This is a genomic window from Corynebacterium sp. ES2715-CONJ3 (assembly GCF_024814365.1).
Taxonomy (GTDB): domain Bacteria; phylum Actinomycetota; class Actinomycetes; order Mycobacteriales; family Mycobacteriaceae; genus Corynebacterium.
Window position 1 is genome coordinate 48,213 of record NZ_JANUXS010000001.1, and the last position, 25,767, is coordinate 73,979.

At 53.6% G+C, this 25,767-nt stretch carries 24 protein-coding genes; 17 read left to right on the plus strand and 7 right to left on the minus strand.

Annotated elements, in window-relative coordinates; all coding sequences use genetic code 11:
* The first annotated feature begins 163 nt into the window (after nt 1–163).
* The 6 genes from ftsZ to ileS all read left to right on the plus strand — a co-directional run bounded on the left by ftsZ (nt 164) and on the right by ileS (nt 7,786).
* Nucleotides 164–1,369 (plus strand): cell division protein FtsZ, encoded by a 1,206-nt coding sequence (gene ftsZ, locus NXT00_RS00225; protein ID WP_259076128.1) that lies wholly within the window; start codon nt 164–166, stop codon nt 1,367–1,369.
* Between the two features lie 5 nt (nt 1,370–1,374).
* Nucleotides 1,375–2,121 (plus strand): peptidoglycan editing factor PgeF, encoded by a 747-nt coding sequence (gene pgeF / locus NXT00_RS00230; protein ID WP_259076130.1) that lies wholly within the window; start codon nt 1,375–1,377, stop codon nt 2,119–2,121.
* A 133-nt stretch (nt 2,122–2,254) separates the two neighbouring features.
* The gene (locus NXT00_RS00235; RefSeq protein WP_259076131.1) at nt 2,255–2,680 is read left to right on the plus strand and encodes a cell division protein SepF; all 426 of its coding nucleotides are present in this window, start codon (nt 2,255–2,257) and stop codon (nt 2,678–2,680) included.
* A gap of 122 nt (nt 2,681–2,802) precedes the next feature.
* Nucleotides 2,803–3,090 (plus strand): YggT family protein, encoded by a 288-nt coding sequence (locus NXT00_RS00240; protein WP_259076133.1) that lies wholly within the window; start codon nt 2,803–2,805, stop codon nt 3,088–3,090.
* Nucleotides 3,091–3,414: 324 nt separating this feature from the next.
* Entirely contained in the window at nt 3,415–4,320 is a 906-nt protein-coding gene (locus tag NXT00_RS00245) for a DivIVA domain-containing protein (RefSeq protein ID WP_259076135.1), read from the plus strand.
* 307 nt (nt 4,321–4,627) lie between these two features.
* The gene (gene ileS / locus NXT00_RS00250) at nt 4,628–7,786 is read left to right on the plus strand and encodes an isoleucine--tRNA ligase (protein ID WP_259076138.1); all 3,159 of its coding nucleotides are present in this window, start codon (nt 4,628–4,630) and stop codon (nt 7,784–7,786) included.
* Between the two features lie 46 nt (nt 7,787–7,832).
* Here the strand turns inward: ileS and NXT00_RS00255 are convergent, their stop codons facing one another.
* Nucleotides 7,833–8,720, minus strand: coding sequence for an SGNH/GDSL hydrolase family protein (locus NXT00_RS00255; RefSeq protein ID WP_259076139.1), 888 nt, complete (start codon nt 8,718–8,720; stop codon nt 7,833–7,835).
* Nucleotides 8,721–8,818: 98 nt separating this feature from the next.
* Between NXT00_RS00255 and NXT00_RS00260 the strand changes: the two genes are divergently transcribed.
* Nucleotides 8,819–10,204, plus strand: a complete 1,386-nt coding sequence (locus tag NXT00_RS00260) for a DNA polymerase IV (protein WP_259076142.1) — start codon at nt 8,819–8,821, stop codon at nt 10,202–10,204.
* Here NXT00_RS00260 and NXT00_RS00265 read toward each other — a convergent pair.
* Nucleotides 10,201–11,142: an asparaginase gene (locus tag NXT00_RS00265; protein WP_396124697.1), complete on the minus strand. Its 942-nt coding sequence runs from the start codon at nt 11,140–11,142 to the stop codon at nt 10,201–10,203. The genes NXT00_RS00260 and NXT00_RS00265 overlap by 4 nt on opposite strands.
* 108 nt (nt 11,143–11,250) lie before the next feature.
* On the opposite strand from NXT00_RS00265, the gene NXT00_RS00270 reads away from it, so the two are divergent.
* Nucleotides 11,251–11,853, plus strand: a complete 603-nt coding sequence (locus NXT00_RS00270) for a hypothetical protein (RefSeq protein ID WP_259076146.1) — start codon at nt 11,251–11,253, stop codon at nt 11,851–11,853.
* 42 nt (nt 11,854–11,895) lie between these two features.
* Nucleotides 11,896–12,594: a peptidylprolyl isomerase gene (locus tag NXT00_RS00275; protein WP_259076148.1), complete on the plus strand. Its 699-nt coding sequence runs from the start codon at nt 11,896–11,898 to the stop codon at nt 12,592–12,594.
* Between the two features lie 580 nt (nt 12,595–13,174).
* Here NXT00_RS00275 and NXT00_RS00280 read toward each other — a convergent pair.
* Nucleotides 13,175–14,104 carry a hypothetical protein gene (locus tag NXT00_RS00280; RefSeq protein WP_259076150.1) on the minus strand — a complete coding sequence of 310 codons (930 nt, stop codon included), beginning with the start codon at nt 14,102–14,104 and terminating at the stop codon, nt 13,175–13,177.
* Between the two features lie 102 nt (nt 14,105–14,206).
* Between NXT00_RS00280 and lspA the strand changes: the two genes are divergently transcribed.
* The 3 genes from lspA to NXT00_RS00295 are packed head-to-tail and all read left to right on the plus strand — an operon-like array spanning nt 14,207 to nt 16,121.
* On the plus strand, nt 14,207–14,659 hold the full coding sequence (gene lspA, locus NXT00_RS00285; RefSeq protein WP_259157634.1) for a signal peptidase II: 453 nt from the start codon (nt 14,207–14,209) through the stop codon (nt 14,657–14,659).
* 41 nt (nt 14,660–14,700) lie between these two features.
* On the plus strand, nt 14,701–15,588 hold the full coding sequence (locus NXT00_RS00290; RefSeq protein ID WP_259077082.1) for an RluA family pseudouridine synthase: 888 nt from the start codon (nt 14,701–14,703) through the stop codon (nt 15,586–15,588).
* A gap of 5 nt (nt 15,589–15,593) precedes the next feature.
* Nucleotides 15,594–16,121 (plus strand): hypothetical protein, encoded by a 528-nt coding sequence (locus tag NXT00_RS00295; protein WP_259076154.1) that lies wholly within the window; start codon nt 15,594–15,596, stop codon nt 16,119–16,121.
* On the opposite strand, the gene rarD is transcribed toward NXT00_RS00295, so the two are convergent.
* On the minus strand, nt 16,096–16,995 hold the full coding sequence (gene rarD / locus NXT00_RS00300; RefSeq protein ID WP_259076156.1) for an EamA family transporter RarD: 900 nt from the start codon (nt 16,993–16,995) through the stop codon (nt 16,096–16,098). The two genes, NXT00_RS00295 and rarD, sit on opposite strands and share 26 nt — an antisense overlap.
* Before the next feature lie 98 nt (nt 16,996–17,093).
* Between rarD and dnaE the strand changes: the two genes are divergently transcribed.
* The gene (gene dnaE / locus NXT00_RS00305) at nt 17,094–20,657 is read left to right on the plus strand and encodes a DNA polymerase III subunit alpha (protein ID WP_259157636.1); all 3,564 of its coding nucleotides are present in this window, start codon (nt 17,094–17,096) and stop codon (nt 20,655–20,657) included.
* A gap of 37 nt (nt 20,658–20,694) precedes the next feature.
* On the opposite strand, the gene NXT00_RS00310 is transcribed toward dnaE, so the two are convergent.
* The gene (locus NXT00_RS00310) at nt 20,695–21,018 is read right to left on the minus strand and encodes a hypothetical protein (RefSeq protein ID WP_259157637.1); all 324 of its coding nucleotides are present in this window, start codon (nt 21,016–21,018) and stop codon (nt 20,695–20,697) included.
* Nucleotides 21,019–21,047: 29 nt separating this feature from the next.
* On the minus strand, nt 21,048–21,458 hold the full coding sequence (locus NXT00_RS00315) for a hypothetical protein (protein WP_259157638.1): 411 nt from the start codon (nt 21,456–21,458) through the stop codon (nt 21,048–21,050).
* A 206-nt stretch (nt 21,459–21,664) separates the two neighbouring features.
* Here NXT00_RS00315 and ilvA point away from each other — a divergent pair, with 206 nt between their 5' ends.
* From ilvA to NXT00_RS00335, 4 genes are read left to right on the plus strand one after another with little or no spacing between them, the layout of a single operon-like run.
* A complete protein-coding gene (gene ilvA, locus NXT00_RS00320) occupies nt 21,665–22,963 on the plus strand; it encodes a threonine ammonia-lyase IlvA (protein ID WP_259076166.1) in 1,299 nt (432 codons plus the stop codon).
* Between the two features lie 3 nt (nt 22,964–22,966).
* Nucleotides 22,967–23,611: a YigZ family protein gene (locus NXT00_RS00325; protein ID WP_259076169.1), complete on the plus strand. Its 645-nt coding sequence runs from the start codon at nt 22,967–22,969 to the stop codon at nt 23,609–23,611.
* A complete protein-coding gene (locus NXT00_RS00330) occupies nt 23,608–23,832 on the plus strand; it encodes a hypothetical protein (protein WP_259076171.1) in 225 nt (74 codons plus the stop codon). The genes NXT00_RS00325 and NXT00_RS00330 overlap by 4 nt, the downstream gene beginning before the upstream one ends.
* Complete coding sequence (locus NXT00_RS00335) at nt 23,826–24,200, plus strand: RNA-binding S4 domain-containing protein (RefSeq protein ID WP_259157639.1); 375 nt, start codon at nt 23,826–23,828, stop codon at nt 24,198–24,200. The genes NXT00_RS00330 and NXT00_RS00335 overlap by 7 nt, the downstream gene beginning before the upstream one ends.
* Here the strand turns inward: NXT00_RS00335 and NXT00_RS00340 are convergent.
* The gene (locus NXT00_RS00340) at nt 24,197–25,186 is read right to left on the minus strand and encodes a GTP pyrophosphokinase family protein (protein ID WP_259157640.1); all 990 of its coding nucleotides are present in this window, start codon (nt 25,184–25,186) and stop codon (nt 24,197–24,199) included. The two genes, NXT00_RS00335 and NXT00_RS00340, sit on opposite strands and share 4 nt — an antisense overlap.
* Nucleotides 25,187–25,767 lie beyond the last annotated feature (581 nt).

Sequence of the window (25,767 nt, forward strand, 5' to 3'; positions counted from 1 at the left end):
GGTTGAGGGTATCGACACGCCACGAAAATGTACCAAGAATTTTTGGGTTCGTCCGCGAAGATAGAAGCTACAAACCTTCACGCTTTCTGGTTGACCACAGCCCGAAAGGGTGACAGCTAGATTAATACGAGCACAAGAATTTCCAGAAAGGCGAGTCTTCTTTATGACTTCCCCAGATAACTACATCGCCGTAATGAAGGTCGTTGGTGTTGGCGGCGGTGGCGTCAATGCAGTCAACCGCATGATCGAAGAAGGTCTGAAGGGTGTTGAATTTATCGCCGTGAATACCGATTCGCAGGCACTGATGTTCACCGATGCGGACGTCAAGCTCGATATCGGACGCGAGGCCACCCGAGGCCTTGGCGCCGGAGCTAATCCTGAAGTTGGACGCCAATCTGCAGAAGATCACAAAAAAGAAATCGAAGAAACCCTCGAGGGTGCCGATATGGTCTTCGTAACCGCTGGTGAGGGTGGGGGAACCGGAACCGGTGCCGCCCCAGTGGTCGCCTCTATTGCGCGCAAGCAGGGAGCTCTGACAGTGGGTGTGGTGACCCGCCCCTTTAAATTCGAAGGTCGCCGCCGCACCAAGCAGGCCATCGAAGGTATTGAGAAGCTAGCTGAGGTCTGCGATACCCTCATCGTGATCCCTAATGATCGACTCCTCGAATTGGGAGACGAGAACCTCTCCATGATGGAAGCCTTCCGCGCCGCTGACCAAGTGCTCCACAACGGCGTCCAGGGCATCACCAAGCTCATCACTACTCCAGGCGTTATCAACCTTGACTTCAATGATGTCAAAACCGTGATGGCTAATGCGGGAACCGCCTTAATGGGCGTGGGCTCAGCCAGCGGTGAGAACCGTGTGATGGAAGCCGCCCAGCAAGCGATTAACTCCCCGCTGCTCGAATCCACCATGGAAGGCGCTAAGGGTGTGCTGATTTCAGTGGCAGGCGGATCTGATCTGGGACTTATGGAAGTGAATATGGCGGCGTCGATGGTTCAAGAAAAGGCCGACGAAGACGTCAACCTGATCTTCGGCACCATCTTCGATGACAACCTGGGAGACGAAGTTCGGGTAACCGTCATTGCGGCTGGTTTCGATAACACCGGGGACAACAATTCCACCGACTCTCAGCCTGCCATGGCTGCATCACCTACCCCAGAACCATCACCCACGTCTGGGATTATGGGCTCGGGTGAAAGCGGTGAAAGTCAAGAGAGCTATGATGCGCGCCATCGACGCTACGAATTCTCCTCGGATACCTCCAGTGGCAAAGGGGGTTTATTTACATCGCGTATAAGCGAACCGACCCCAAAGCGCCCCGAGGATGACGACGATCTCGACATCCCCGACTTCATGCGTTACTAGATCATATGCCCAAGCCTGAGGGGCCTCAGGGCCCCGATTTCCCTGCGCGCCCTGTGCGCCAGTTCTTCACGTCCAGGCGTGGAGGCGTTTCCCCAAGCCCCTATGATTCCTTCAACCTCGGAGATCACGTGGGTGACCATGAGGACAACGTGCGCGCGAACCGAGCGCGGCTCGCGCGATTAGTCGGGCTCGACGAACAAAATTTGGTGTGGATGGAGCAGATCCACTCACCCAATATCACCGTTGTCGAATATCCAACAGACCAACCTGTGCCGGCAACGGACGCTCTCATAACCGCGACACCGAAGCTGGGTATGTGTGTTCTCGTGGCTGATTGTGTTCCCGTTCTCTTGAGTGATCCGCAGGCTCCGCTCGTGGCCGCGGTACACGCCGGGCGCATGGGGGCTCGAAATGGCATTGTTCGCCGTACTGTCGAGCGCATGGTAGAACTTGGAGCAATTCCGTCTCGGATGCATGCCCTCATAGGCCCTGCGGCCTCGGGCGACTTCTATGAGGTGCCGGAGGCTATGGCTGCCGACGTGGAACGACATCTTAGCGGTGCGCGTACAACAACTCTTAAACAGACCCCGGGCCTGGACCTGCGTGCGGGGATCATAAACCAGTTATACGCTCTCGGAGTACGCTCGATTGACTGTGATCACCGATGCACCATCAGTGATCAACAATTCTTTTCTTATCGTCGGGACGGGAATACCGGACGTCAGGCGGGTGTTATTTATATCACTAGTTAATAGAGGCGCACAATTGGGCGTGTTTGTCTCCATGTCCAGCACTGTTACCCGATAATCTGAGTACTTGACAATACTTCCACCACCGCAGTAGCGCTCGAGAGATCGCGGCGCACACACCCGAAAGGTTCCCACTATGTCCTTGTTTAAATCCACCAAAGAATTCTTCTTCGGCGCTGACCCCGACTCCTTCCCATATGACTCTGAGGATGCCTATTTCGAGGAGCCTCAAAGCTATGATCGGACCCCAAGCTACGCTCGTGAGCGCGAGGATCACTATGCCACTCGTACCCGTGTCGAAGCGTCGGTAGTTTCCGTGAAAATCTACCGCAATAATGATGCCGTGAAGATCGGTGAGCCCTTCCGTGACGGGGATGCCGTCGTATTCGACCTCGCGGCCTTGGATGCCAAGGAAGCCAAAGGAATTGTCGATTTCGCCGCAGGTCTTTGCTATGCGCTGCGTGGTCGAATGGTTAAGCTAGAGAACCGTATTTTCGCTGTTATCCCTGAGCACTGCGATCTTGACAGCGAGCAGTTGAAGAAGGCTGCACATATCCACTAATTTCGGCGCTCGATGGTGGAAGTCATCTTTTTAAACCTTGTCACGGTGCACTAGGCTAACTAGTGTACCGAGACAAGGACTTTTTTTGTCCTGTTTATCTGTGAAAGGGCCCGAAGTTCTCCGTGGAAACTATCAAAATTATCCTGTTGTGGGCGATCGAACTTTATCTCTTCGTCCTTATCGCGCGCATCCTGGTTGAGATGATTGTGACATTCTCTCGAAACTACAGTGCGCCTAGCTGGTTCAACCGGCTCTCGGAGGCTGCCTTCGTGGTCACTGATCCGCCAGTCAAGGCGCTCAGACGAGTGGTTCCTCCGCTCCCACTCGGTGGCGTATCGCTCGACGTTTCCATCCTTATCCTTTTCTTCGCCCTCTCGTTTTCCAAGGTTTTAATAGCGGTTTTGCTCTAAACAGTATGTGAAGGTTCGCAAATCCCCCTCCTAGTCTTGACTTTCGTTGAGGCGCTGGGAGGGTTTTTTCTTGGTAATCGCTCATCATAAGTCACCGTTGGGCAGGCACGGGAGTGCACAAGCAATGGGGTAATAACCTGCAATTTACTTATAGAAATTGGTGCGCATATCAAAATAAGGGGCTAATATAAACGGGAGTCCACTTTTAATTAGTCGTGTCTTCATTACCTTTAGCGACTTTAGTGGGTTATTCTAGGTAAGAAATGTAAGTTCGGCGAGCGACAGAGCACGTCGAAATAGATTGAATCTCGAAGGGAAATTTCCATGCCGCTGACTCCAGCCGATGTGCATAATGTCGCATTCAGCAAGCCGCCGATTGGTAAGCGTGGCTACAACGAGGACGAGGTCGATCAGTTCTTGGATCTGGTTGAGGATACCCTCGCCGAGATTCAAGACGAGAACGACGATCTGCGTAAACAAATCGCCGACTTGCAATCGGGTATCGTTCCTCAGGCTGTACCAAGTGGAGCTAACGAGACAGCTATAAGAGCCGAGGTGGAAAACCAGCTCAAGGCCGAATACGAAAAGAAACTCGTCGAACTAGAGTCGGCTGTGCGCAAGGCTCAGACTGAGGCTCAGTCCGCAAAGGACGAACTTGCTGCCGCCCAGAAATCCGCACCTGCTACCATCGCAGCTCCAAGCGGAGAGGCAGCCTCCGCCGATACCCATATGCAAGCAGCCCGCGTACTTGGTATGGCTCAGGAGATGGCGGACCGCTTGACCTACGAGGCAAAGACCGAGTCCAAGTCGCTTCTTGACGACGCTCGCTCCGCGGCTGAGAAACAAGTAGCCGAAGCTGAGGCTTCCGCTAAGGCTACTTTGGATGACGCTCGCGAGCGCTCCGAAAAGCAGGTCCACGACGCTCATATCACCGCCGAGCGTCTCCTTGAGGAAGCGAAAACCAAGTCCTACCAAGCTCTATCCGAGGCCCAAGCTCAGGCAGATGCACAAATTAAGGCCGCTGAGGACAAGGCTAATGCTCTCCAAGCTGACGCAGAGCGTAAGCACACCGAGACCATGGCTACCATCAAGCAGCAGCAGAATGCTCTGGAAAACCGCATTGCTGAGCTGCGCACCTTCGAGCGCGAATACCGTACCCGCCTGAAGACCCTCCTTGAGTCGCAGCTTGCTGAGCTGGAGTCCCGAACCTCCGCTAAGCCAGCTGAGTAGTTCGGTTAGCTTAATGGCCAGTTTCCACCTCGTGGTGGGAACTGGTCTTTTTTTGTCAGGACGCGCTATAATTTATCTCACTATAGGCAACGATCTCGGCTATCACCGGGGGAGCTTCTCGGAAGAACGGAGAAAACCGCACCGAAGTGCGTTTCCTCTCAGTAGAACTGAGCGGGTGGGACCGTCATATCCTCGCAGCAAGAAAAACGAAGCGGAATGCTGATGGCATTCAAGCAGGGTGGTACCGCGCGACACTAGCGTCCCTGCATCTGGTGGAACCCACAAGTTTTTCTTGAAGGAGCGTTGAATGTCCGAATTCGGCAAAGTTTATCCCAAGGTCGATATGACAGGGGGGTCAACCAGATTCCCCGATATGGAAGAGGCAGTACTGAAATACTGGAAGGAAGATTCCACCTTCCAAGCTTCTATCGACCAGCGAGAGGGGCAGGAGGAATACGTCTTTTATGACGGTCCGCCCTTCGCGAATGGCTTGCCTCACTACGGGCATCTTCTGACAGGCTACGTCAAAGATATTATCCCTCGTTATCGCACCATGCAGGGCAATCTTGTCAGCCGTGTGTTCGGTTGGGACTGCCACGGACTGCCCGCAGAGCTGGAAGCTGAGAAGCAGCTGGGCATCAAGGACAAGGGCGAGATCGAGTCGATGGGCCTGGAAAAATTCAATAAGTTCTGCGCCACCTCGGTTCTTCGTTATACCGAAGAGTGGAAGGACTATGTAACCCGACAAGCCCGCTGGGTGGATTTTGCCAATGGGTATAAGACCATGGATCTCGGCTTTATGGAATCGGTCATGTGGGCTTTTAAGGCTCTCTACGACAAGGGCTTGATCTACCAGGGCTTTAGGGTACTGCCCTATTCCTGGGCCGAGCATACTCCTTTATCTAATCAGGAAACGCGTCTCGACGATTCCTATAAGATGCGCCAAGATCCCACATTAACGGTTACCCTGCCGATCACTGGGTTCCGAAAGGGAAGTAGTGCTAATCCCGATCTTGTTGGAGCGGCTGCGATTGCCTGGACCACCACGCCGTGGACCCTGCCCTCCAACTTGGCACTTGCGGTCAACCCCGACGTTGAATATGTGCGCGTCAAGGTGGGCCCATCGGGAGCAGCGGATTTTGTGGGTCAAGATTTCCTACTAGCCCGAGCCCTCGTGGACTCCTACGCGGCTGAGCTTGGGGACTTTGAGATTATCTCAGTTCACCCCGGTACCGACTTGATCGGACTGACCTATGAGCCGGTTTTCAATTATTTCCTTGACCACCCGCATGCCTTCCAGATCATCGGCGCTGACTATGTCACAACCGAAGACGGCACCGGCATCGTACACCAAGCTCCGGCCTTCGGTGAAGATGATATGATCGCCTGCCAGGCCCATGGAATCGATGTGGTGATTCCGGTGGATATGGATGGAAAATTCACCAGCCTCGTTCCTGAATATGAGGGTTTACTAGTCTTTGATGCCAACAAGGAGATCATCAAAGATCTTAAAAAAGCGCAACGGGTGGTGCGCCATCAAACTATTGAGCACTCCTATCCGCACTCGTGGCGCTCCGGTGAGCCGCTGATCTACATGGCTTTGCCGTCCTGGTTCGTGGCGGTCACTAAAGTCCGCGATCGCATGGTGGAACTCAACCATGAGCAGATCGAATGGATGCCTGCGCATATTCGCGACGGCCAATTCGGCAAATGGCTTGAAGGTGCGCGCGACTGGAATATCTCCCGCAACCGTTACTGGGGATCGCCTATCCCAGTGTGGGTCTCCGACGATGAAAACTATCCACGCATAGACGTCTACGGCTCCCTTGATGAACTTGAGCGCGATTTCGGAGTGCGGCCGACCTCCCTTCACCGCCCGTATATTGATGAGCTCGTGCGTCCGAATCCCGATGATCCGACAGGGGAGTCGATGATGCGGCGCGTTCCGGAGGTTCTTGACTGCTGGTTTGAATCTGGATCGATGCAATTTGCGCAGAAGCATTATCCCTTTGAGAACAAAGAGTGGTTCGACACCCACGCACCAGCAGATTTCATTGTGGAATACTCGGGGCAATCACGTGGCTGGTTCTACACTATGCACGTTCTGGCTACGGCTCTCTTCGACCGCCCAGCGTATAAGAAGGTAGTTGCTCACGGCATCGTACTCGGCGACGACGGTCTGAAGATGAGCAAGTCCAAGGGCAATTACCCGAATGTCAATGAGGTTTTCGATCGAGATGGGTCCGACGCTATGCGCTGGTTCCTCATGTCTTCACCGATCCTGCGTGGCGGCAACCTTATTGTCACCGAGCAAGGCATTCGCGAAGGTGTACGCCAAGCTTTGCTGCCCATGTGGAATGCTTATACTTTCCTCCAACTCTATTCCTCGAAGCCGGCCCAGTGGTCCCTAGATTCCGAGGACGTCCTCGACCGCTATATTCTGGCTAAGCTGCACGATTTGGTGCATAACATCACCACAGCGCTCGATGCAACCGACGTAGCACGGGCCTGTGATGAGGTGCGTTGGTTCTGTGATGCATTGACGAACTGGTATGTGCGTCGCTCCCGTGAGCGTTTCTGGGCGGGCGACGAAGAGCACCCCGAGGCCTTCAACACCCTCTACACCGTGCTTGAGACGCTCACCCGTCTAACCGCGCCACTACTGCCCATGATCTCGGAGGTTATCTGGAGGGCCTTAACCGGAGGTCGCTCTGTGCACTTAACGGACTATCCTCGGGCCAAAGATTTTGCGGCCAATGTGAACTTGGTCGGCGCCATGGATGATATCCGCGGGGTATGCTCGGCGAGCTCCTCTGTGCGAAAGGCTCATAAGCTACGTAATCGATTACCGCTGTCGAAGCTCACGGTGGCTCTTCCTGAGGCAGAACGGCTGGCGGAATTTACTTCGATCATTCGCGACGAAGTGAATGTAAAAAATGTAGAGCTAACTTCGAATGTTGATTCTGTGGGCCGCTTCGAGGCCGTCGTGAATGCCAAGGTAGCTGGTCCTCGCCTCGGCAGGGACGTACAACGGGTGATTAAGGCTGTGAAGGCTGGTAACTACGAAATTCTAGAGACCGGAACCCTGCTTGCCGACGGCATCGAATTGCAACCAGCAGAATTTAGCGAGCGGCTCGTCGCCGCCGATCCAGCCTCGACGGCAGCCATCGAGGGCGTCGGTGGACTGGTGGTATTGGATACGACGCTCTCGGAGGACCTTGAAGCCGAGGGATGGGCCGCTGATATTGTGCGCGGTCTTCAAGACGCCAGAAAGAATAGTGGCTTTGAGGTATCCGATCGCATCAGCGTGGTGCTGTCGGTGCCAGGTGAGAAGGTGGAATGGGCTCAACGCCACCGCGACTTTATCGCTGGCGAAGTATTAGCCACCGAATTCTCTATCGTGAGCAACGAAACCTTGGATCACGAGGTGCTCAGTGGAGTTAGTGCGCACCTGCAGCGCAGCTAGGTTATAAAAAGTTATAAAAAGGAGGCCTTATAGCGAGGCCTCTTTTTTACTGTAGATTCAAATACTCGGCAACCTTGCGAGCCTGGAATTCAGTACCTAATTCGGTGGGGTGTAGCGGCAACATCGGATCGCGCGCCGGAGTATCCACAATGGCTTTGATATAGCGCTGATTCTCAGGTGCACACAAACCGTGCCCAATCGAATCGGTATAGACATCGACGTACTCTACCCCTAAAAGTGGGGCGGCCTCCTGCATTGCGTGATTTAGAGCACGCACGTAGTCGTAGGCACCCACTACAGGTATGGATAGGTGGATCGGAAATCCAAAGCGATCACTACTGATCAAGCAGCCTTGATTATCGGGGCCGACAACTTCGGGATATCCCACCAATAAAATACGCGCCTGCGGAGCTAATTCTTTAATGCGGCTGATCGACTCTTTTATACGAATAATATAATTATCAGTGGTGACAAGGGGCGTTGATCCAGCAAGGCCGTAGTCACGGACACCATTCCAGGATTCATTTCCTCCGATAGTGATGGTGACAATCTGAGTATCGGGGCCGAGAGCTCGAGATGGGGCGGCATTGTTGAGAAGTGTCATCATCGTGGCTTTGACTGGCCGGCCGATATAATCGTCGCGGATGACAGCACCTGAACAGGTGAAATTAGCAAAACTGTTGAAGTATCGAGCAAGCGCTTCTGGGTATGAGATATCCCCATATCGGCAGAATTCATTGGGGTTAAGAATCTCGTAGTGTTCCGTGGTGCTAGGGTTCGCGGCGAAGGAGTCGCCGAGAGCCACGTACTCGGCGCCAGTTCCGGAGCCGATAAGCGTTGTGGAGTGGAGTTTTGCCTGCGCCGGGGTGCAAGTGATGGCGAGCAATATGATGAGTGTGAGGACGTATTTGGTCGATGTTTTTATCGCGTACACATTAATCATATTAGTTGTTTTGACTATCAAATAATAGCCATATTTTCCCTCAAATTTCCGCATTTGCACCTGATAGTGCTTTTAGTACACTTGTTCGCATGGATAAGAGGTGGGTACTGCACATTGATATGGATGCCTTCTTCGCCTCAGTGGAACAGCTCACCAAACCGACCCTCAAGGGACGCCCCGTCCTTGTGGGCGGCACCTCCGGGCGCGGAGTAGTAGCGGGCGCTAGCTATGAAGCGCGTGCCTTTGGTGCCCATTCAGCCATGCCCATGCACCAAGCAAAAAATCTCGTGGGATATAGTGCCGTAGTTATCTCACCCCGGAAAAACGTCTACTCACTAGTATCTCAGCGGGTCTTCCGTATTGTGAAAAATAAAGCGGGTCTCATCGAACAGCTCTCTATCGACGAGGCATTCCTAGAGCCGGAGAACCTACATGGTCAAGAGGCTGAAGAGGTGACAGCGTGGGCTGAAAACTTGCGACAAGCAATCCGCGAAGAAACAGGACTCACGTGCTCTATTGGGTGCGGAAGCGGAAAACAGGCCGCAAAAATCGGGTCTGGTTTGGCGAAACCGGACGGAGTAGCTGTTATTAATCACGAAGATGAGCGCGAAATTCTCGGTGCTCTGCCAGTAGGAAAACTATGGGGAGTCGGACCAGTGGCTTCCCGCCGATTGAAAGATCTAGGGGTTCATACGATTGCCGATTTTGCCGCGCTTGAAGAAAAAGAAGTGGAAATTGCCCTCGGTCGAGCCACAGGGCTAGCTTTGTGGGAGATTGCCCGGGGAAACGACAACCGTCCCGTAGCCCCCCGCGCTATTGCAAAATCTGTGGGCGCCGAATTTACCTACTCAGAAGATTTGATCGCAAAAGACGATGTGGACCAGGCTTTGCAGCGCGCTTTTCGCAGCGCTCACCAACGTTTGCTCAAAGATGGACGAGGAGCGCGCACTGTCAGTGTCAAACTTAAAATGGCCGATCACCACAACGAAACACGCTCCCACTCTTTCCTCTACGCCACCGACGACCAGCAATTATTAGAAAAGACAGCGGAATTGCTCCTCCGCTATCCGCAGGAAGTAGGACCTATTCGCCTCGTCGGCGTATCCTTTTCCAACCTCGAAATGCCGAGCCAGGAGATGCTATTCCCTGAATTGCTGCCCAGTAAACCAGTAGCGTCGGCAGAGTCTGACTACGAGGTCGGAGTCCGTAGCTCGACCCCAGAAATCAGCACCGAGGTTGATATTAGTTCCCACGATAATGGCGGATGGCGCCCCACCCAAGATATCTCCCATCCTGACTATGGTCATGGGTGGATCCAAGGATGTGGACACGGAGTGCTGACCGTCCGTTTTGAAACCCGCGCGACAGGCCCGGGATTTATTAAGACATTCTCAACCGACGATCCCCTCCTAGAGCCGGCTGATCCTATAGCGAGCCTGGCGTGGCCAGACAACCTAGCTGAGGAAGATTTCTAAAAGAGAGTTTCCGGCACACGGCCTGAGGCGATGGCAATCGCGAGGAGCACGCGAGCCTGGGCGCTGCGAAAATAGCGCGAGCCTACGACACCATGGGCCTTGAGAGTACTACCACCGCCCGCCCCGCCGTACAATGCATTCACTTCGCCTCTGGGCACACGCGTGCTTATCACAACGGGAATATTTTTCTCACGGGCGTCGATCAACGCCGCCGCCATCTCAGCACCAACATTTCCGGCCCCCATCGCCTCGACAACAAGACCGTTCGCTCCAGCTGCTAGAGCAGCATCGACAAGAGTGCGCGGAGCCCCAGGATAAGCATAAATAATGTCAACCCGAATATCTTCAAGTGGAACCACCGGCACCGGCTCTGCCCGCTCGGGTTCCTCGGGTGCATTCGTGGCAAAACCGAGGAAGTCTCTGGTATGCCATTTCATCATTCCGCGTGCGGCTAGGACCGCGCGACCGAAGGTGACCAGTACTCCTATATTACGAGCGCTTGAATCTAAAGCGACTATTACAGCATCAGCAAGATTATCGTAGCCGTCATAGTGCTCCGAATCGAACGGTTCCTGGGAGCCAGTAACAACAATCGGGCGAGCGTCGGTGTGGAAGGTATCGAGGGCGATCGCTGTCTCTTCCATCGAATCGGTTCCGTGCGTGACTATGACACCCGTTACCGTGGGATCGCGCAGGGCTTCGTGGCAGACAGTAACGATGGTGTCGATGGTGGCAAAGGTCATGGCGGACGAGTCAATGACGCCAACAGACCTGACCTCAAACGTGCACTGATCATGAAAACGCTGGCGAATCGGGGCGATGAGTTTTTCGCCAGTAATTTCTGGATGGCGAGCGCCGCCGGCATGTGCCACGGAAGCGATGGTTCCGCCGGTGGTCACGACAACAATCTTGGGCAAGGTAGGAGAGCTCATAGATATAGGGTGCCACAGTGGCTGGTGGTGCGAGAATTTTTCGCCCTGAGGATATTCCTGCGATAGTCTAGAGGGATTAGATCCGATCGTGAACCGATAAAGGAGATTTCTTTGATGACCTCGTCGAAAATCGCGGCCCTAGCGCTTGCTGCCACCACCGCATTCAGTTTGAGTGCCTGCTCGACCGATACCGATGCAACCACCGATACGGTGGCCCCTACAGAGACCACGATGAGTCCCACGGAGGCTATGGCCCCCAGTCTGCCTACTGCCGAGGAACTCAATGCACTCTTGGCTCTCGCAGCCGACCCCAACGTGCCAGTGGAAGAGAAGACCAAAACAGTCCAAGGTGGCGAAACTGTACCAGAGCTCTTCCAGGTCATGACCGATTCTAAGTTGGAATCAGGTGCAGAGTTCCAAGTGGTTCAGCCCATTCTTCCCGGTTATACCCCTGACTCAGTACTGGCAACGGTCAATTTCATGCTGCCGGATCGGGAACCTCAACCAGCGGAGAATGTAGAATTCATCTACGAAGATGGGCACTGGAAGCTATCCCAATCCTGGGCCTGTACCCTAATTACCAATACGGTCACTCCCGAACAGGTCCCACCGCTATGTAATGAGACCTTAGGTAATGAGCCTGCTGCTCCTGAGAACCCTGGGGTGCCAGCGTCCCCAGAAGATGCTGAGATGCCACCAGCCCCACCAGCAGCGTAGAAAATATTAACCAGAAAGATACAGGACGGCGACGAAGAATTGATGAAGAGCTTAGCCAAGATAGCCCTGATCACCTTAAGTAGTGGTGCTCTTATCGCAGGGTGCAGTACTGATAACTCATCGACGGCACCAAATGGCGAAGCAGCGCAAGACGCGACAGCGGTTTTCGCCGCTGAGTGTGGTATCACGGCAGAGGGATTCGGTGATATCTCCGAAAAACTCCCGGAAGACAAACTATCTGACCCGGTCTCCTTAGTCTTTGAAACTAACCGCGGCGATATCCCCTTAACCCTTGACCCGCACAAAGCTCCCTGTACCTCGGCGATTATCGCTCACCTGGCGAAGTCCGGCTTCTACACCAATACGGTGTGCCATCGTCTGACTACTGACGGGATCTATGTGCTCCAGTGCGGCGACCCAGAGGGAACCGGACGAGGTGGCCCCGGCTTCCGCTTTGCCGATGAATATCCGGTTGGAGAATCTGCGCAAGGACTCTATATGGCCGGCACTGTAGCCATGGCTAATGCGGGCCCTGATACCAACGGATCTCAGTTCTTCATCAACTACAAAGACTCCCCATTGCCCCCTAACTACACACTCTTTGGAACCGTGGAACCTGAAGGGATGGACGTTCTTAGGGATATCGCTGCTCATGGAGTCAAAGATGGCGCAGTCGATGGCCCACCCGCACAGAGTGTGGAGATCGAAAAAGTTAGCATATCAGCGCCGAAAAAGAAATAACCTAGCAAAGTCACACCCCTTGGGATTCCCAAGGGGTGTTGTGCATGTGGTATCTCGTGCTCGACGAGAAGATGCGCTTAGGCTATAGAGAGCGTTTCAGCAACTCACCACATAAAACCAGCTATACACCAGCGCTGATGGCGCGATCACCACCTATGCCTTACTGCTTTCCGTGCGAGCACGCACTCCAGCGGCCGCCCGGTGTCTCGAGTCCGGCACCCCGCGAAGCAGGGAATGCGGGGACCGCTTGATCCCCTCACCACAGCAGTGGGGGTATCCTATGCTCGATGAGATAGCGCGCTCACGGCGTCCACACCGCCTAGAGTCGTCGATAAGTGCATCATCAATCTGCCTGTGCGCACCGCGTACCTACGCTACACTCCAGAGCTGAAGGTTGCTTTCACTGGCATCTCTGCGAGCAAGCTGCACAATCTTCCCCCTATGATCTTGGCTCAAAGACTCTAATTGCTCAGTGCGACAGGACCTATATACATGTTCGTTCCTATAAATCTATTGACCTCATGACGCCTGTGTGGCCGTGGGCAGGGAGGTGGCTGCACCTAGTATCTCCACTACCTTTTTACTGCGGTGGAACGAACTCCACAACGGTGCTGTTATCTTGTACCACCCGCACCTCATTACCCGCGGCTGCATATATAACTCGCGCGATAACTTTTAAACTACCGGAAACAGGCAGCGGGTGGGAGGTATCAATGACTAACTCGCCTTCGCTTACACTCTCGGCGCTGATAACCTCTAGTTTTTCCCCTTGAGCCTCGATGGCTCCCTGCGAGGGACGTTGCTGAACACTCACTCCTAGTCGCACCACAGATCCAGATCGCTCGAGAAGCTCGAAGGTCATATCCTGTAAGTAGCTGGCGGAAGCACTAGTGATCCGTGATTCAACTGTCCATCTAGCGCCGACCCCAACGGGCTCTTGGGGGAAAATTACCGGTAGCCCCACCAGGGTCAGCAAACTGTCTTCTGTCTGGGCTCGAGCAGCATCTGTGGCCTGAGTGGGAGCAGCAAAATTAACGGAAGAGATCCTCCCGGAATCGTCAGCGAACCATCCAAAACCGAAGCCGCGGGCAGTATCGAGATCGGTATCGGAATTGGCGCTGCGGACCTTGAGAAAAACGCTTCGAGTGGACTCTTCGGATTGCTGAGCAGGGACGCTCTCCGCAGTGACCTTAAGCGTGGTCACCGCAGGTGACGCCGCGTCTAAGGAAGGCTGGGGGCTGAGCGTATCGCCGGTCGATATCTGCTGACTCAGCGAGGACCCGACCTTCACGGTCGCTGCTTGAGTGGGGGTGTTGTGATCCTGAAAGATCAGGGGGTTGCGGGGGCTTTCTCCTTTCTCAATAAGTCGAACTCGTGGGGGCTGTAGCGCTAGACCTACAGCCTGGTCAACCGGTACTTGATCGCGCTCACCGGTGACACTACATCCTGCAATACCTGTCAATATGATGGCTACCGAAAGACTGACAAGGGTACGAGAGAGAGAAAACATGTACGTAGCCTACCTGTTGGTAGCGGGGGCAAGGTAGCGAAAAGAGGGACCTTTTGCAAAGATAAGAGGGTGCAGAGATCGAAAAGCTTATATTTAACTGGCATGATCTGGGGGATCATCGTGATCTTGGCTCTCCTAGACCAAGGCATCAAAGAGTGGATCCTCGCCAATATCGCCCGCGGTGACAGATGGCCGATCGTGGGGGAGTGGCTGAGCATTCGTCTCGCCTTCAATTCTGGTGCCGCCTTCTCCCTGGGCTCGAGTGCGACGTGGCTATTTACGCTCATTAAAACGGTCGTGCTCATTGGCATTCTAGTTTTTTCGTTCCGTGTTAATACGGTGTGGGTCGGTATCGTCCTTGGTCTTGTCGGCGGTGGCACCCTGGGAAACCTTATTGACCGTTTGATACGACCTCCAGGATTCTTTTTTGGGCATGTTGTTGACTATATTTCGGTCTCACGGTTCGCGGTTTTCAACTTTGCCGACGCCTGCCTCACCATAGGAATCGCGATCTATGTGGTACGTTCGCTCCTCGCGGAGAGGAGTGCCCAGTGAGAGAACACCGCACCTTCTCAATCCCCGAAGGTTTAGATGGAATGCGTGTCGACGCTGCCATGTCCAAATTGCTTGGGATTTCACGCACCGTTGCCGCTGAGCTCGCCACTAATGGCGATATATCAGTCGATGGGAAAATCCTGGGAAAGGCAGATAAGATCACCCCAGGTGGCCTTCTCGAAGTGCTTCTTCCTGCGCCACAGGAGCCGCTAGAACCCAAAGCTGAACCTGTTGAGGGCCTCGACATCCTCTATGCTGACGAGGATGTGATAGCGGTAGATAAACCGGTAGGAGTAGCTGCCCACCCCACGGTGGGCTGGGAAGGTCCCACTGTTGTTGGGGGTTTAGCCGCTGCGGGTTTTCGAATATCTACCTCCGGCCCCCCAGAACGCAACGGAATCGTGCAACGTCTAGACGTTGGCACCTCAGGTGTCATGGTAGTGGCGGCGAGCGAGCGCGGTTATGCGATACTCAAGCGCGCCTTTAAGGAGCGGACCGTCAAGAAGACCTATCATGCGCTCGTGCAAGGTCATATGGATCCCTTCCAGGGGACAATTGAGGCCCCCATTGGCCGCCACCCAAGTTCGGGATGGAAGTTCGCGGTGACCACTGACGGTAAATATGCGGTTACCCACTATGAAACCCTAGAAGCTTTCGTGGAGGCTTCGCTTTTAGAAGTACACCTTGAAACTGGGCGGACGCACCAAATTCGCGTGCACACAGCTGCACTGCATCACCCGTGTTGCGGTGATCCGATGTACGGCTCCGATCCGGTTATGGCACAGCGCTTAGGCCTAGAGCGGCAATGGCTGCACGCGGTTAGACTCGGTTTCGAGCACCCCGCCTCGGGTAAATGGATGGAGATCTGCTCACCATATCCACCGGACCTCCGTCATGCGCTCGACGTAGTGCGCGCTGGCAATTCTTAGTAGCCATGGCGGCTGATACTATCCGCGTCGGCCTAGCTGTTGTATCGCTTGCCGTGATGGGCTTGGGTTATAGCTTCTTTGTTGCCGATACTGCCAAGGAACCACCCGTGATCTTTAACGGCGATGTACTAGGGCCAGAACGTGGGGAGACGCGCGCGGATTATCAGCAGCGATCACGTATGAGTAGGCGAGAGCATCATGCCCCCGCTTTTGCCTATATTAGTTTTGTGCGTCCCATCCCCGCCGACCTGGCCGGCGAGATCGTCTTAGCGGTCGAAAGAGTCAATGCGGTGGGGGTAGGCGAAGCTGCGGTCATTGGTATACCCGAAACTATTACTCAACCTCGGGGTGACCATCTAGAGGAACAAATTCGGCTGAAAGGCCTCGATCCCAATGCTGTGACGGGGCTTGTTGTCCACGCCTCACCGACAACTCTTGATCAGGTGGCACAAGCCTCAGAGGTACTCGCTATCGAGGTTCTCCCCTCCGATGCTCGCTGGGGACTGTTTAGCGTTCGACCCGTCTCCTATTAGTCCTATGTGACCGATGGGATCTATGGGATCTGGTGGCGCGAATGAGGGTATCGCTCATATAGATGGCAACAGCGATCCAGATGAGGATAAAACCCATCCACTTCCATGAATCGACGCTCTCGTTGACAACAAAAACTGCCCATAGCAGCTGCATAGTCGGGGTCATATACTGCAACATCCCCACCGTTGACAGTGGTATCATCCGCGCGCCCTTTCCAAAGAGGAGAAGAGGAACAGCAGTAATCACGCCTGTAGCGATCAGAAGGGCACTGTGATGAGGTCCCACGGAGGCGAAACTACCCTGACCGGAGTATTCGAGGTAACCTATCGCCGCTAGAGCGCAAGGAGTGAGCACCAAAGTTTCAGCCGTCAAGGTGAGCGAAGCTGGAAGATTGATTTTTTTCTTAATCAGACCATAGGTACCAAAACTAAATGCCAGACTTAAAGCAATAATTGGGGGCTCACCTGCGAGCACTGTCAGAAATACTACTGCGAGAACCGCAATGCCGATGCTTATAGTCTCGAGAAAACGCAAGCGCTCCTTAAGAAAGATAATTCCGAAAAGAACGTTGACAAGAGGGTTAATAAAATACCCGAGTGCGGCATCGGCCACATGCCCCGAATTAACAGCAATCACATAAATAAGCCAATTCAATGCAATAGCGATACTGGCAAACGACAACCACCCCCACGTTGTGCGGTCGATCTCGCGCAGTCTGCGTGCTGTGCCCGTAAGAGAAATGATGACCAGCATGATAACGGCGGTCCACACAATACGGTGGGCTATAATCTCATAAGGGGAAGCCGCAGCAAGCAGCGGAAAATAAGCAGGGAATAGACCCCACAGAAGATAAGCCGAAACGACATACAGCATAAGCGCTCATCATAGTGCCAGAAGCCTAAAAACCTCGAAAATCTCCCAGCCCACCAGACAGATGCACGGGTGAAGTAAACACACTAGACTCAACACCTATGGCAAAAAAATCTTCCTTCGTACACCTGCATAACCACACGGAATATTCCATGCTCGATGGGATGGCTAAGGTGAATATGCTGGCCGAGGAAGTCTCCCGCCAAGAGATGCCAGCAGTGGGAATTACCGATCACGGCAATATGTTTGGCGCGGACGCCTTTTACCGAGCAATGACCGGCGCCGGCATCAAGCCAATTATCGGCATCGAAGCATATCTAGCCCCCGGTTCTCGTTTCGATCTCAAGCGCCAGCGGTGGGGTGATGAAAGCCAAAAATCCGACGATGTCTCCGCGTCGGGAGCGTATCTACACCAAACAATGGTGGCAGAAACAGCTGAGGGGCTTAAAAACCTCTTTTATCTCTCGTCGATGGCCTCGTATGAAGGTCAACTGGGCAAGTGGCCACGTATGGATGCCGAACTCATTGCTGAGCACGCAACCGGCATTATTGCCACAACTGGGTGTCCCTCCGGCGACGTTCAAACGCGCCTGAGGCTCGGCCAATTTGATAAAGCCTTAGAAGCTGCCGCGATGTGGCAGGACATCTACGGACGAGACAATTATTTTCTCGAGCTCATGGACCACGGCCTCAATATTGAGAACAGAGTTCGCGGCGAATTGCTAGAGATCGGGAAGAAACTCAACCTTCCACCTCTAGTGACCAATGACTGCCATTATGTCTTGGAGTCTCAAGCTCATGCCCACGAAGTCATGCTGTGCGTGCAAACGGGTAAAACAATGCACGACCAAGATCGCTTCAAATTCGACGGCAGCGGCTACTATGTCAAATCTGCCGCACAAATGCGTGAATTATGGGATCATTTGGTTCCGGATGCGTGCGATAACACCCTCTGGATCGCCGAGCGTGTTCAAGACTATGGTCGCCTGTGGGAGCCACATCCCCATGACCGCATGCCCATTGCGGATGTACCGGAAGGACATACTCCGACCTCGTGGCTTCAGCACCAGGTCGCAGAAGGCCTCAAAGAGAGGTTCCCTGGCCAGGAGGTGCCCCAAGAATATCTCGACCGCGCACGATACGAAATCGAAGTAATCGATTTGAAGGGCTACCCCTCGTACTTTTTAATTGTCGCGGAGCTCATCAAATACGCACGTTCGGTGGGTATTCGTGTGGGACCAGGCCGAGGTTCGGCCGCAGGTGCACTCGTAGCCTACGCGCTCACTATCACCAATATCGACCCAATTGAGCATGGATTGCTCTTCGAGCGCTTCCTCAACCCGGAACGCCCCTCGGCCCCCGATATAGATATCGATTTCGATGATCGCCGCCGAGCGGAGATGATCCGCTACGCGGCCGAGCGCTGGGGTGAGGACAAGATCGCCCAAGTGATTACATTCGGCACCGTGAAAACGAAACAAGCGCTGAAAGACGCCGCTCGAACCTTGCACGGCCAGCCAGGATACCAAATTGCCGATCGCATCGCTAAAACCCTCCCGCCTGCGGTAATGGCCAAAGATATCCCGCTATCTGGCATTATGGACCCAGAGCACCCCCGCTACCAAGAAGCCGGTGAGGTTCGCAAACTCATCGAAGCCGACGCAGAAATAAAAAAGATCTACGATACTGCCCGAGGCCTTGAAGGAGTGGTACGGCAGGCGGGTGTTCACGCTTGTGCCGTGATTATGGCCTCAGTTCCACTGCTTGACTGTATTCCCATGTGGAAACGCCCAAATGACGGTGCACTGATCACAGGCTGGCCCTATCCAGCATGTGAAGCCATAGGCTTGTTGAAAATGGACTTCCTAGGGCTCCGCAACTTAACGGTTATCGGCGATGCTATCGAGAATATTAAGATCAATCGCGATACCACCGTGGATCTCGAGAGCCTCGACACCCATGATCCTGAAGTCTATAAATTGCTGAGCCGAGGAGATACCTTGGGTGTCTTCCAGCTCGACTCTGCTGGCATGCAAGAGTTGCTCAAGCGCATGCAGCCAACTGGCTTTAACGATATCGTGGCATCCTTGGCGCTCTACCGCCCAGGGCCTATGGCAGTGGGCGCGCACCATGAATACGCCGACCGGAAAAACGGACGGAAGCCCAAAGAACCCATCCACCCTGAGTTGGCGGATGTCCTTGAAGATATTCTCGCCGAAACTCATGGGCTGATTGTTTACCAAGAGCAAATCATGGCGATCTCTCGCAAGCTGGCCAACTACACCGCGGGTGAAGCAGATGGCTTCCGTAAAGCCATGGGTAAAAAGAAAAAAGAAGTCCTTGAAGCAGAATACGAGAAATTTTCCACTGGCTGCTTCAGCAATGGGTTTTCCAAGGAAGCGGTCGACGCATTGTGGAATGTGATTTTGCCCTTCGCCGGCTACGCTTTCAATAAGTCCCACGCCGCAGGCTATGGACTGGTCTCCTATTGGACCGCCTACCTGAAGGCTAATTTTACAGCTGAGTATATGGCGGCACTGTTAACATCGGTGGCGGACAAAAAAGATAAAATGGCGATCTATCTAGCGGATTGTCGTCACCTCGGGATTTCTGTGCTGTCCCCAGACGTGAATGAATCGCGATTCAACTTCCTCCCTGTGGGTTCCGATATCCGCTTCGGACTCGGAGCGGTGCGAAATGTCGGCGAGGACGTGGTGAATTCGATTGTCAAAGCGCGCGAAGACAAGGGCAGTTATAGAAACTTCTCTGACTATCTCGATAAAATTGACCTCACCGCCTGTAATAAGCGCGTCACAGAATCGCTGATCAAAGCGGGTGCCTTTGATTCTCTCGGACATCCGCGCCGGGGACTTTCACTTATCTCCGATGAGGCCGTTGATGCCGCCACCGGGCCGAAGAGGGCCATGGATAAGGGGCAATTTGATCTTTTCGCAGGTCTCGGCGCCGATTCGGACTCGAGTCCGGCGGAGATTTTCACTATCGACGTCCCTGATCAGGAGTGGGATAAGAAGCACCAATTGGCTCTCGAACGCGAGATGCTCGGCCTGTATGTATCTGCGCATCCTCTCGATGGCTACGAAGATGCCCTTGCCGCTCAAACCAAGACTCCGCTGTCGATCATCGCTTCACAGGACGTCAGTCATGGCCAAGAGGTCGAGATTGGTGGCATCATCTCAGCCGTTGATCGGAGAGTATCGAAAAAAGATGGTACACCGTGGGCCATTGTGACCGTGGAGGACCATGCTGGTGTGCAAGTTGAGGTCCTGGTTTTCTCGAAGACTTATGCCATTGTGGGTCCACATATCGTTGAAGACAATATTGTTCTCATCAAAGCCCATATCAGTATCCGGGAGGATCGGGTTGGAGTTTTCTGCGATGATCTGAAAATACCCGAATTGGGTATAGGAAATGGAACCGGGTTACCAGTTCGTTTGAACCTGCGCACCGATCAATGCACGATGGAGAATCTTGGCAAGCTCAAATCTGTCTTGCTGGCTAATAGCGGGGAATCGGATGTGTATCTCAACCTTGTCGACGGAGATGAATCGCACACAATGATCTTAGGTGAAAGCCTTCGAGTCGAACGGTCAGCTAGCCTTATGGGTGACCTTAAAGCGACCTTGGGCCCTGGGATTCTGGCTTAAAGAATAAAGGCGCTGCTTGGATATGCAGCGCCTTTATTCAGCCGACAAGCACGGTAGATAATTGCTGGGTTCGAGCGATGAAATCATCGATTTGCATACGAAGGCCCACAAGGAAATTATGTGGCCCCTCTGCAATGATGCGGTAGATCAGAGCTGCACCGCCCACTAAGGCCGCCGCAATCATAGTGAGATCGATAGGGGTACTGCCGGTTAAAGAGGAACCAGGTTTGAGCGCCTGCTCATAGAGTGACCCCTCCTGCTGTTCGACGTCGGTGGTCATGAGTTCCGCTGACTGCTGTTTCTGGTTAGTGGGCGCCTCTGCGGCCACTGCGTGCCCGGTTATGAGCGGAAGGGTGAGCATAACCGCTGCTACACTGTGGGTCACCCGCATTAAACGCGCACCCCAGCCTGCTTAAGAGCGTTGTTGAGCATCCCCTGTAGTTCAGGGAAAGCCCGGAATACCGAAGCCCCGAAAACGGCAATAGATGCTAAAAGACCGAATACTGCGCTAATAATGGGAAGGTGCTTTTCCTCGAGGTCGCCCATCCGGACAAGGGCTCCATTCTCGTTGAACTCGAAGAAATCATCCTCGGAAGAAGCTACGCCATCCGCACCCTTGTCACTGCCATAGTGGTCGGGTTTTTTCTCCTCAGTTGTGGGGGCTGCAGTTGTCCCGGTGGTGCCGGTGGTCTCAGTGGTCTCATTGGTTTGGGAACTTTCGGTGGCTCCAGCGGGCACGGCGATCAGAGCCGCGACAGTACCTAGGCTGACCACCAGGGTGCTAATAGAACGAGGGCGCATCGTTTGCTCCTTTATAAATGTAGTGAGTCTTGTAGTGAGCGTGATTCCTTGCGATAATAACGCATTGAAGCAGTGTGATCACCAATAGCAAAGACGTTAGCAGGTTTGACCGCACGGTGCGCGATACCAGATGCACACTAGCTGGTGAGAGCCCGCAGCCGAGGTGATTTTTTCGCTCGAAACCTAAAGCGCTAAGCTAGGTACTCATGAGTACCCCAGCAGATCATTCGCCAGCACAAACTCCGGTTAATATCCACGCAGCGGATATTCAAATTGCGCAGGCTCGAATTTCTGCAACAATCGGCACCACACCTTTACAATTCTGCCCCAGGCTCTCACAATTAACGGGCGCCGAGATCTACCTGAAGCGCGAAGATCTTCAAGATGTTCGTTCCTATAAGATTCGCGGGGCTGTTAACGCTATTTCACAGCTCAGTGATGAGCAGAAAAAGGCTGGAATTGTGGCAGCATCGGCTGGCAATCATGCCCAAGGCGTTGCTTTCGCGTGTCGGACTAAGGGAATCAACGGTCGTATTTTTGTACCCTCAGCTACCCCCAAACAGAAGCGGGATCGCATCATGGTGCACGGTGGCGAGAATATTACCTTGGAGGTCACTGGGGCAAATTTCGATGAGGCAAGTGCTGCAGCTCATCATTATGCCCTGGAGACAGGAGCGACGATCATCGAGCCCTTTGATGCCGCAAATACAGTGATCGGCCAAGGCACGGTGGCGGCAGAAATTCTCTCTCAGTTATCGGCCTTGGGTAAAACCCTTGACACAATTGTGGTCCCCGTGGGCGGGGGCGGATTGATCTCGGGAATCTTAAGTTATTTGGCTGATCTGTCGCCTCGTACCGCAGTGGTGGGGGTCGAACCCAAGGGAGCTCCATCTTTGGAGGCGGCCTTAAAAGCCAACGGCCCTGTGACGCTTCCAGCTGTCGATCCCTTCGTTGACGGAGCAGCTGTGAAGCGTATAGGGGATATTAACTACCAAGTAATTGAACAGAATCTCGGTCGGCTGCACCCGTTGACGGTCAGTGAGGGTGTGGTGTGTACCGAGATGATCGAGCTGTACCAGAACGAAGGAATTATAGCTGAGCCCGCGGGAGCTCTTTCCGTGGCGGCGCTGCGAGATCTGAAATTTGGTGCTGGTGATATCGTCGTGTGCGTGATTTCAGGCGGCAATAACGACGTCCTTCGTTATTCCGAGATCGTCGAGAGATCACTCGTGCAACGCGGACTTAAGCACTATTTCTTAGTCAGTTTCCCCCAGGAGCCCGGACAGCTGCGAAGCTTTCTTAACGACATCCTAGGGCCCGATGACGATATCACTCTATTCGAGTATCTCAAGCGCAATAACCGCGAAACTGGCACTGCATTGGTAGGTCTACAACTAGGGTCTGCTAGCGATATCGACGGGCTCAAAGCGCGGATGGATGCATCCCGAATTACCTGCCGACACCTTGAGCCTGGAACGCCAGAATACGAATTTGTGGTGAGTTAACCGTTGGCAAGAGCATATCGGCGCCCGAGAGCCCATCGAGAATTCTTTAACGAATTTGAGATCAAGCGCAGTAAATTTCTCACCTTCATCGCTCGGGTTGAAGATGAAGAGCAGGCACGCGCGTTTATTGCAGAGATTCGATCCCGTTACCCAGATGCTCGCCATCACTGCAGCGCCTACCTCTACCACGTCGACGGGTCGAACCCAATCGAGCGATCCTCAGATGATGGTGAGCCCTCTGGCACCGCTGGTACCCCGATGCTGGATGTGCTTCGAGGTTCCGGACTCCTAGATATCGCAGCGGTGACCGTACGATATTTTGGTGGCATCAAGTTGGGCGCTGGTGGTCTAGTACATGCCTATTCCGATTCTGTTATGCGCTGCCTTGATCAAGTCGAAAGTGTCAGTCGCGCACGTCAAGATCTTTTTCAAGCCGACTTCAACTACAGTGATGCAGGCAAGATAGAAGCCGAATTACGTGGACGCGGATTTCATGTGACTGAGGTGGAGTACAAGCATCGCGCACATTTTACAATCGCGGTAGACCCGGGTGGAAAAGCGGAGTTAGAAAGCTTTCTAGCGGCACTGACTGCAGGTGGGGCGCGGCTTACTGATGCCGGAAGTACGTGGGTAGAATCAAACCTATGACTCTTCAATCACCACATAGCACCGAACAAAGAAAAATAGCCGTGCGCAGTCACGCCCGCGCCGCCGTCGCTTGGGGCGGTGCTGGGTTGGCCGCTGCCGTGGGAGGGCTTTTAGTTTCGCAGATCGGCATCAGCATCATCGCCGCAGCCGTTAGCTTAGCTGGAGTGGGTGTGAACTACGGGCGAATTCGTGCGATTATCAACTACCGTGATCAATGGTGACCGATAACAGTCCCGTTCGAGTCGACTCCTGGGTATGGGCGGTACGGTTACTTAAGACACGCTCGAAAGCAGCTGATGCCTGCAAGGCAGGCCATATCAAGGTGAATGCGAAAGCAGTGAAGCCTTCGCACCTTGTCGTCCCTGGAGATCGGGTTAGTGTTTGGGCAGATCATCATTTCACCGATGTTGAAGTGACCAAAACCGTGAAAAAACGTGTGGGCGCCAGCATAGCTCGAACGTGCTATATCGATCATTCGCCGCCGCCTCCGCCAAGAGATTTAGGCATCCCACGACGAGATCGTGGTGCGGGCCGCCCGACGAAGAAGGAACGTCGACAGCTCGATCGTTTAATCGGGCGCGACCGTTAAAAGACGTGGGAAACTAACGGGAGACTCCGCTCGAGGCGATGAACGCGCTGTTTAGGGTGCTTTCCACTTGATCCGGTGAGGCGGATATGCTCGCGACCGTATTGTGCAAGGAGAAGATCGTCGATTACTCGCACGTGTCCAGGGCGGAATTTATAATTCATGGCTTCACGGATACGGGTGATATTCCGAGGGCTCAATAATGCTTCCAGTTGGCCAGCAGTACGAATTTCGTGAGCGTGGAGAAGCTCCTCAAGCCACTGGTAGCTGGAGATAGACGACTGAGGGATCTGGTTGCCGTTGATCATGGTGATAATCCCCGGCAAGGTTTCGGCAGTAAATTCCACCCCAGGATCGGCCGCGGAACTTTCGCGAGGTTCCTCGATAGCGGCAATCTGATCAAATTGTTGATCGGCTAGTTCGATCAAGCCTGCAGCAAGGGTAAAAGCCCGATCAACCTGAGGAGACAATTTACGCGATCGACGCTTGTATCGGATATCGTGCTCGAATTCGGCCCAGGCATGCTGCAGAACGGTACGAATCTGCACCTCAAATTCTTGGCCCATATAGTTAGACAACTCGCTGGTTCTACTATCAACTTCCACGATGAGATGGTGAGAACCGTAGCCAAAGGTTCCTGAAATGCGAGCCTGCTCCGCCTTATCCACACTTCGGCGCACCGTGAATTCATCGCTCAAAGCCTCAATGATCTGTGGAATCTCAGTCGAGTGGTAGGTGGTAATACGTACTCCGATGAGATCGTGGATATCACGAATCGGGTTGGGGTAAACAGGGGAGCCATCGGCGTGCTTCTTTTTGATCTTAGCGCGCAAGGAGCGCCACGATTTTATGCGTACGCTGACCCGATCGTAGGCTAAGCCAGCATCTGCTAGCACCCTCTCGATAGCATCACGGAACTCAGGTACAGCATCAGGGTGAGTTTTGATGAAGTCCTGGTGGAAATTATGAAGATCCGAGAGCGAATTCACGATTACCCATCATAGCGAGCGCCGTGCGGGAGCTACGAATTGATCGTGCATTATGGGTCGAGAACGCCGTATACGAGAATTCCATCGGTATTATTTTTTTTAACCACCATTCCTTGGGGCTATGAGGAGGCGAGACGCTGTGGTTCTCTCACTTTTACTCGTTGGGGTTGAGCAAGAGGAGCGCCTTGACTGGGTGAAAATCTAGGCAATAGTGAGATGATGCCTTCATTGAGCCACCGGCGTGTACATTAGCTGAGGACCTGCAGGGGGAGCAGGAAAACCACTACTAAGTATGGGGTATAGAGTCAGAGAGGTTTAGAATCGTTTGGCTTATTGATGGGGTAGCAGTTTAGGGATATCTAGCTTTCCCCGTCGCATCCAAGGAGCGGATGAAACGAGCTTTGTATACAACCTTCATCGCTGGGGTTTAGCGCGATTTGTGCGTTGGTTCTGACGCATACTCGTCGATGATCTCATGGATATGTCAATTTAATATGTGGAGCACACCGGGCACCGAGACAGGTTTTATTATTGCTTCGTCATAAGGGGCGGTATGGATATTTTAAGCTCTCCTTCATATT

Coding starts and splice junctions, on each gene's coding strand:
- lspA (WP_259157634.1), top strand. CDS start 14,207: ATGATCTGGGGGATCATCGTGATCTTGGCTCTCCTAGACCAAGGCATC.
- NXT00_RS00290 (WP_259077082.1), top strand. CDS start 14,701: ATGCGTGTCGACGCTGCCATGTCCAAATTGCTTGGGATTTCACGCACC.
- NXT00_RS00310 (WP_259157637.1), bottom strand. CDS start 21,018: ATGCTCACCCTTCCGCTCATAACCGGGCACGCAGTGGCCGCAGAGGCG.
- ileS (WP_259076138.1), top strand. CDS start 4,628: ATGTCCGAATTCGGCAAAGTTTATCCCAAGGTCGATATGACAGGGGGG.
- NXT00_RS00245 (WP_259076135.1), top strand. CDS start 3,415: ATGCCGCTGACTCCAGCCGATGTGCATAATGTCGCATTCAGCAAGCCG.
- NXT00_RS00315 (WP_259157638.1), bottom strand. CDS start 21,458: ATGCGCCCTCGTTCTATTAGCACCCTGGTGGTCAGCCTAGGTACTGTC.
- NXT00_RS00270 (WP_259076146.1), top strand. CDS start 11,251: ATGACCTCGTCGAAAATCGCGGCCCTAGCGCTTGCTGCCACCACCGCA.
- ilvA (WP_259076166.1), top strand. CDS start 21,665: ATGAGTACCCCAGCAGATCATTCGCCAGCACAAACTCCGGTTAATATC.
- NXT00_RS00330 (WP_259076171.1), top strand. CDS start 23,608: ATGACTCTTCAATCACCACATAGCACCGAACAAAGAAAAATAGCCGTG.
- NXT00_RS00275 (WP_259076148.1), top strand. CDS start 11,896: ATGAAGAGCTTAGCCAAGATAGCCCTGATCACCTTAAGTAGTGGTGCT.
- dnaE (WP_259157636.1), top strand. CDS start 17,094: ATGGCAAAAAAATCTTCCTTCGTACACCTGCATAACCACACGGAATAT.
- rarD (WP_259076156.1), bottom strand. CDS start 16,995: ATGCTGTATGTCGTTTCGGCTTATCTTCTGTGGGGTCTATTCCCTGCT.
- NXT00_RS00280 (WP_259076150.1), bottom strand. CDS start 14,104: ATGTTTTCTCTCTCTCGTACCCTTGTCAGTCTTTCGGTAGCCATCATA.
- NXT00_RS00235 (WP_259076131.1), top strand. CDS start 2,255: ATGTCCTTGTTTAAATCCACCAAAGAATTCTTCTTCGGCGCTGACCCC.
- NXT00_RS00295 (WP_259076154.1), top strand. CDS start 15,594: ATGGCGGCTGATACTATCCGCGTCGGCCTAGCTGTTGTATCGCTTGCC.
- NXT00_RS00335 (WP_259157639.1), top strand. CDS start 23,826: ATGGTGACCGATAACAGTCCCGTTCGAGTCGACTCCTGGGTATGGGCG.
- pgeF (WP_259076130.1), top strand. CDS start 1,375: ATGCCCAAGCCTGAGGGGCCTCAGGGCCCCGATTTCCCTGCGCGCCCT.
- ftsZ (WP_259076128.1), top strand. CDS start 164: ATGACTTCCCCAGATAACTACATCGCCGTAATGAAGGTCGTTGGTGTT.
- NXT00_RS00260 (WP_259076142.1), top strand. CDS start 8,819: ATGGATAAGAGGTGGGTACTGCACATTGATATGGATGCCTTCTTCGCC.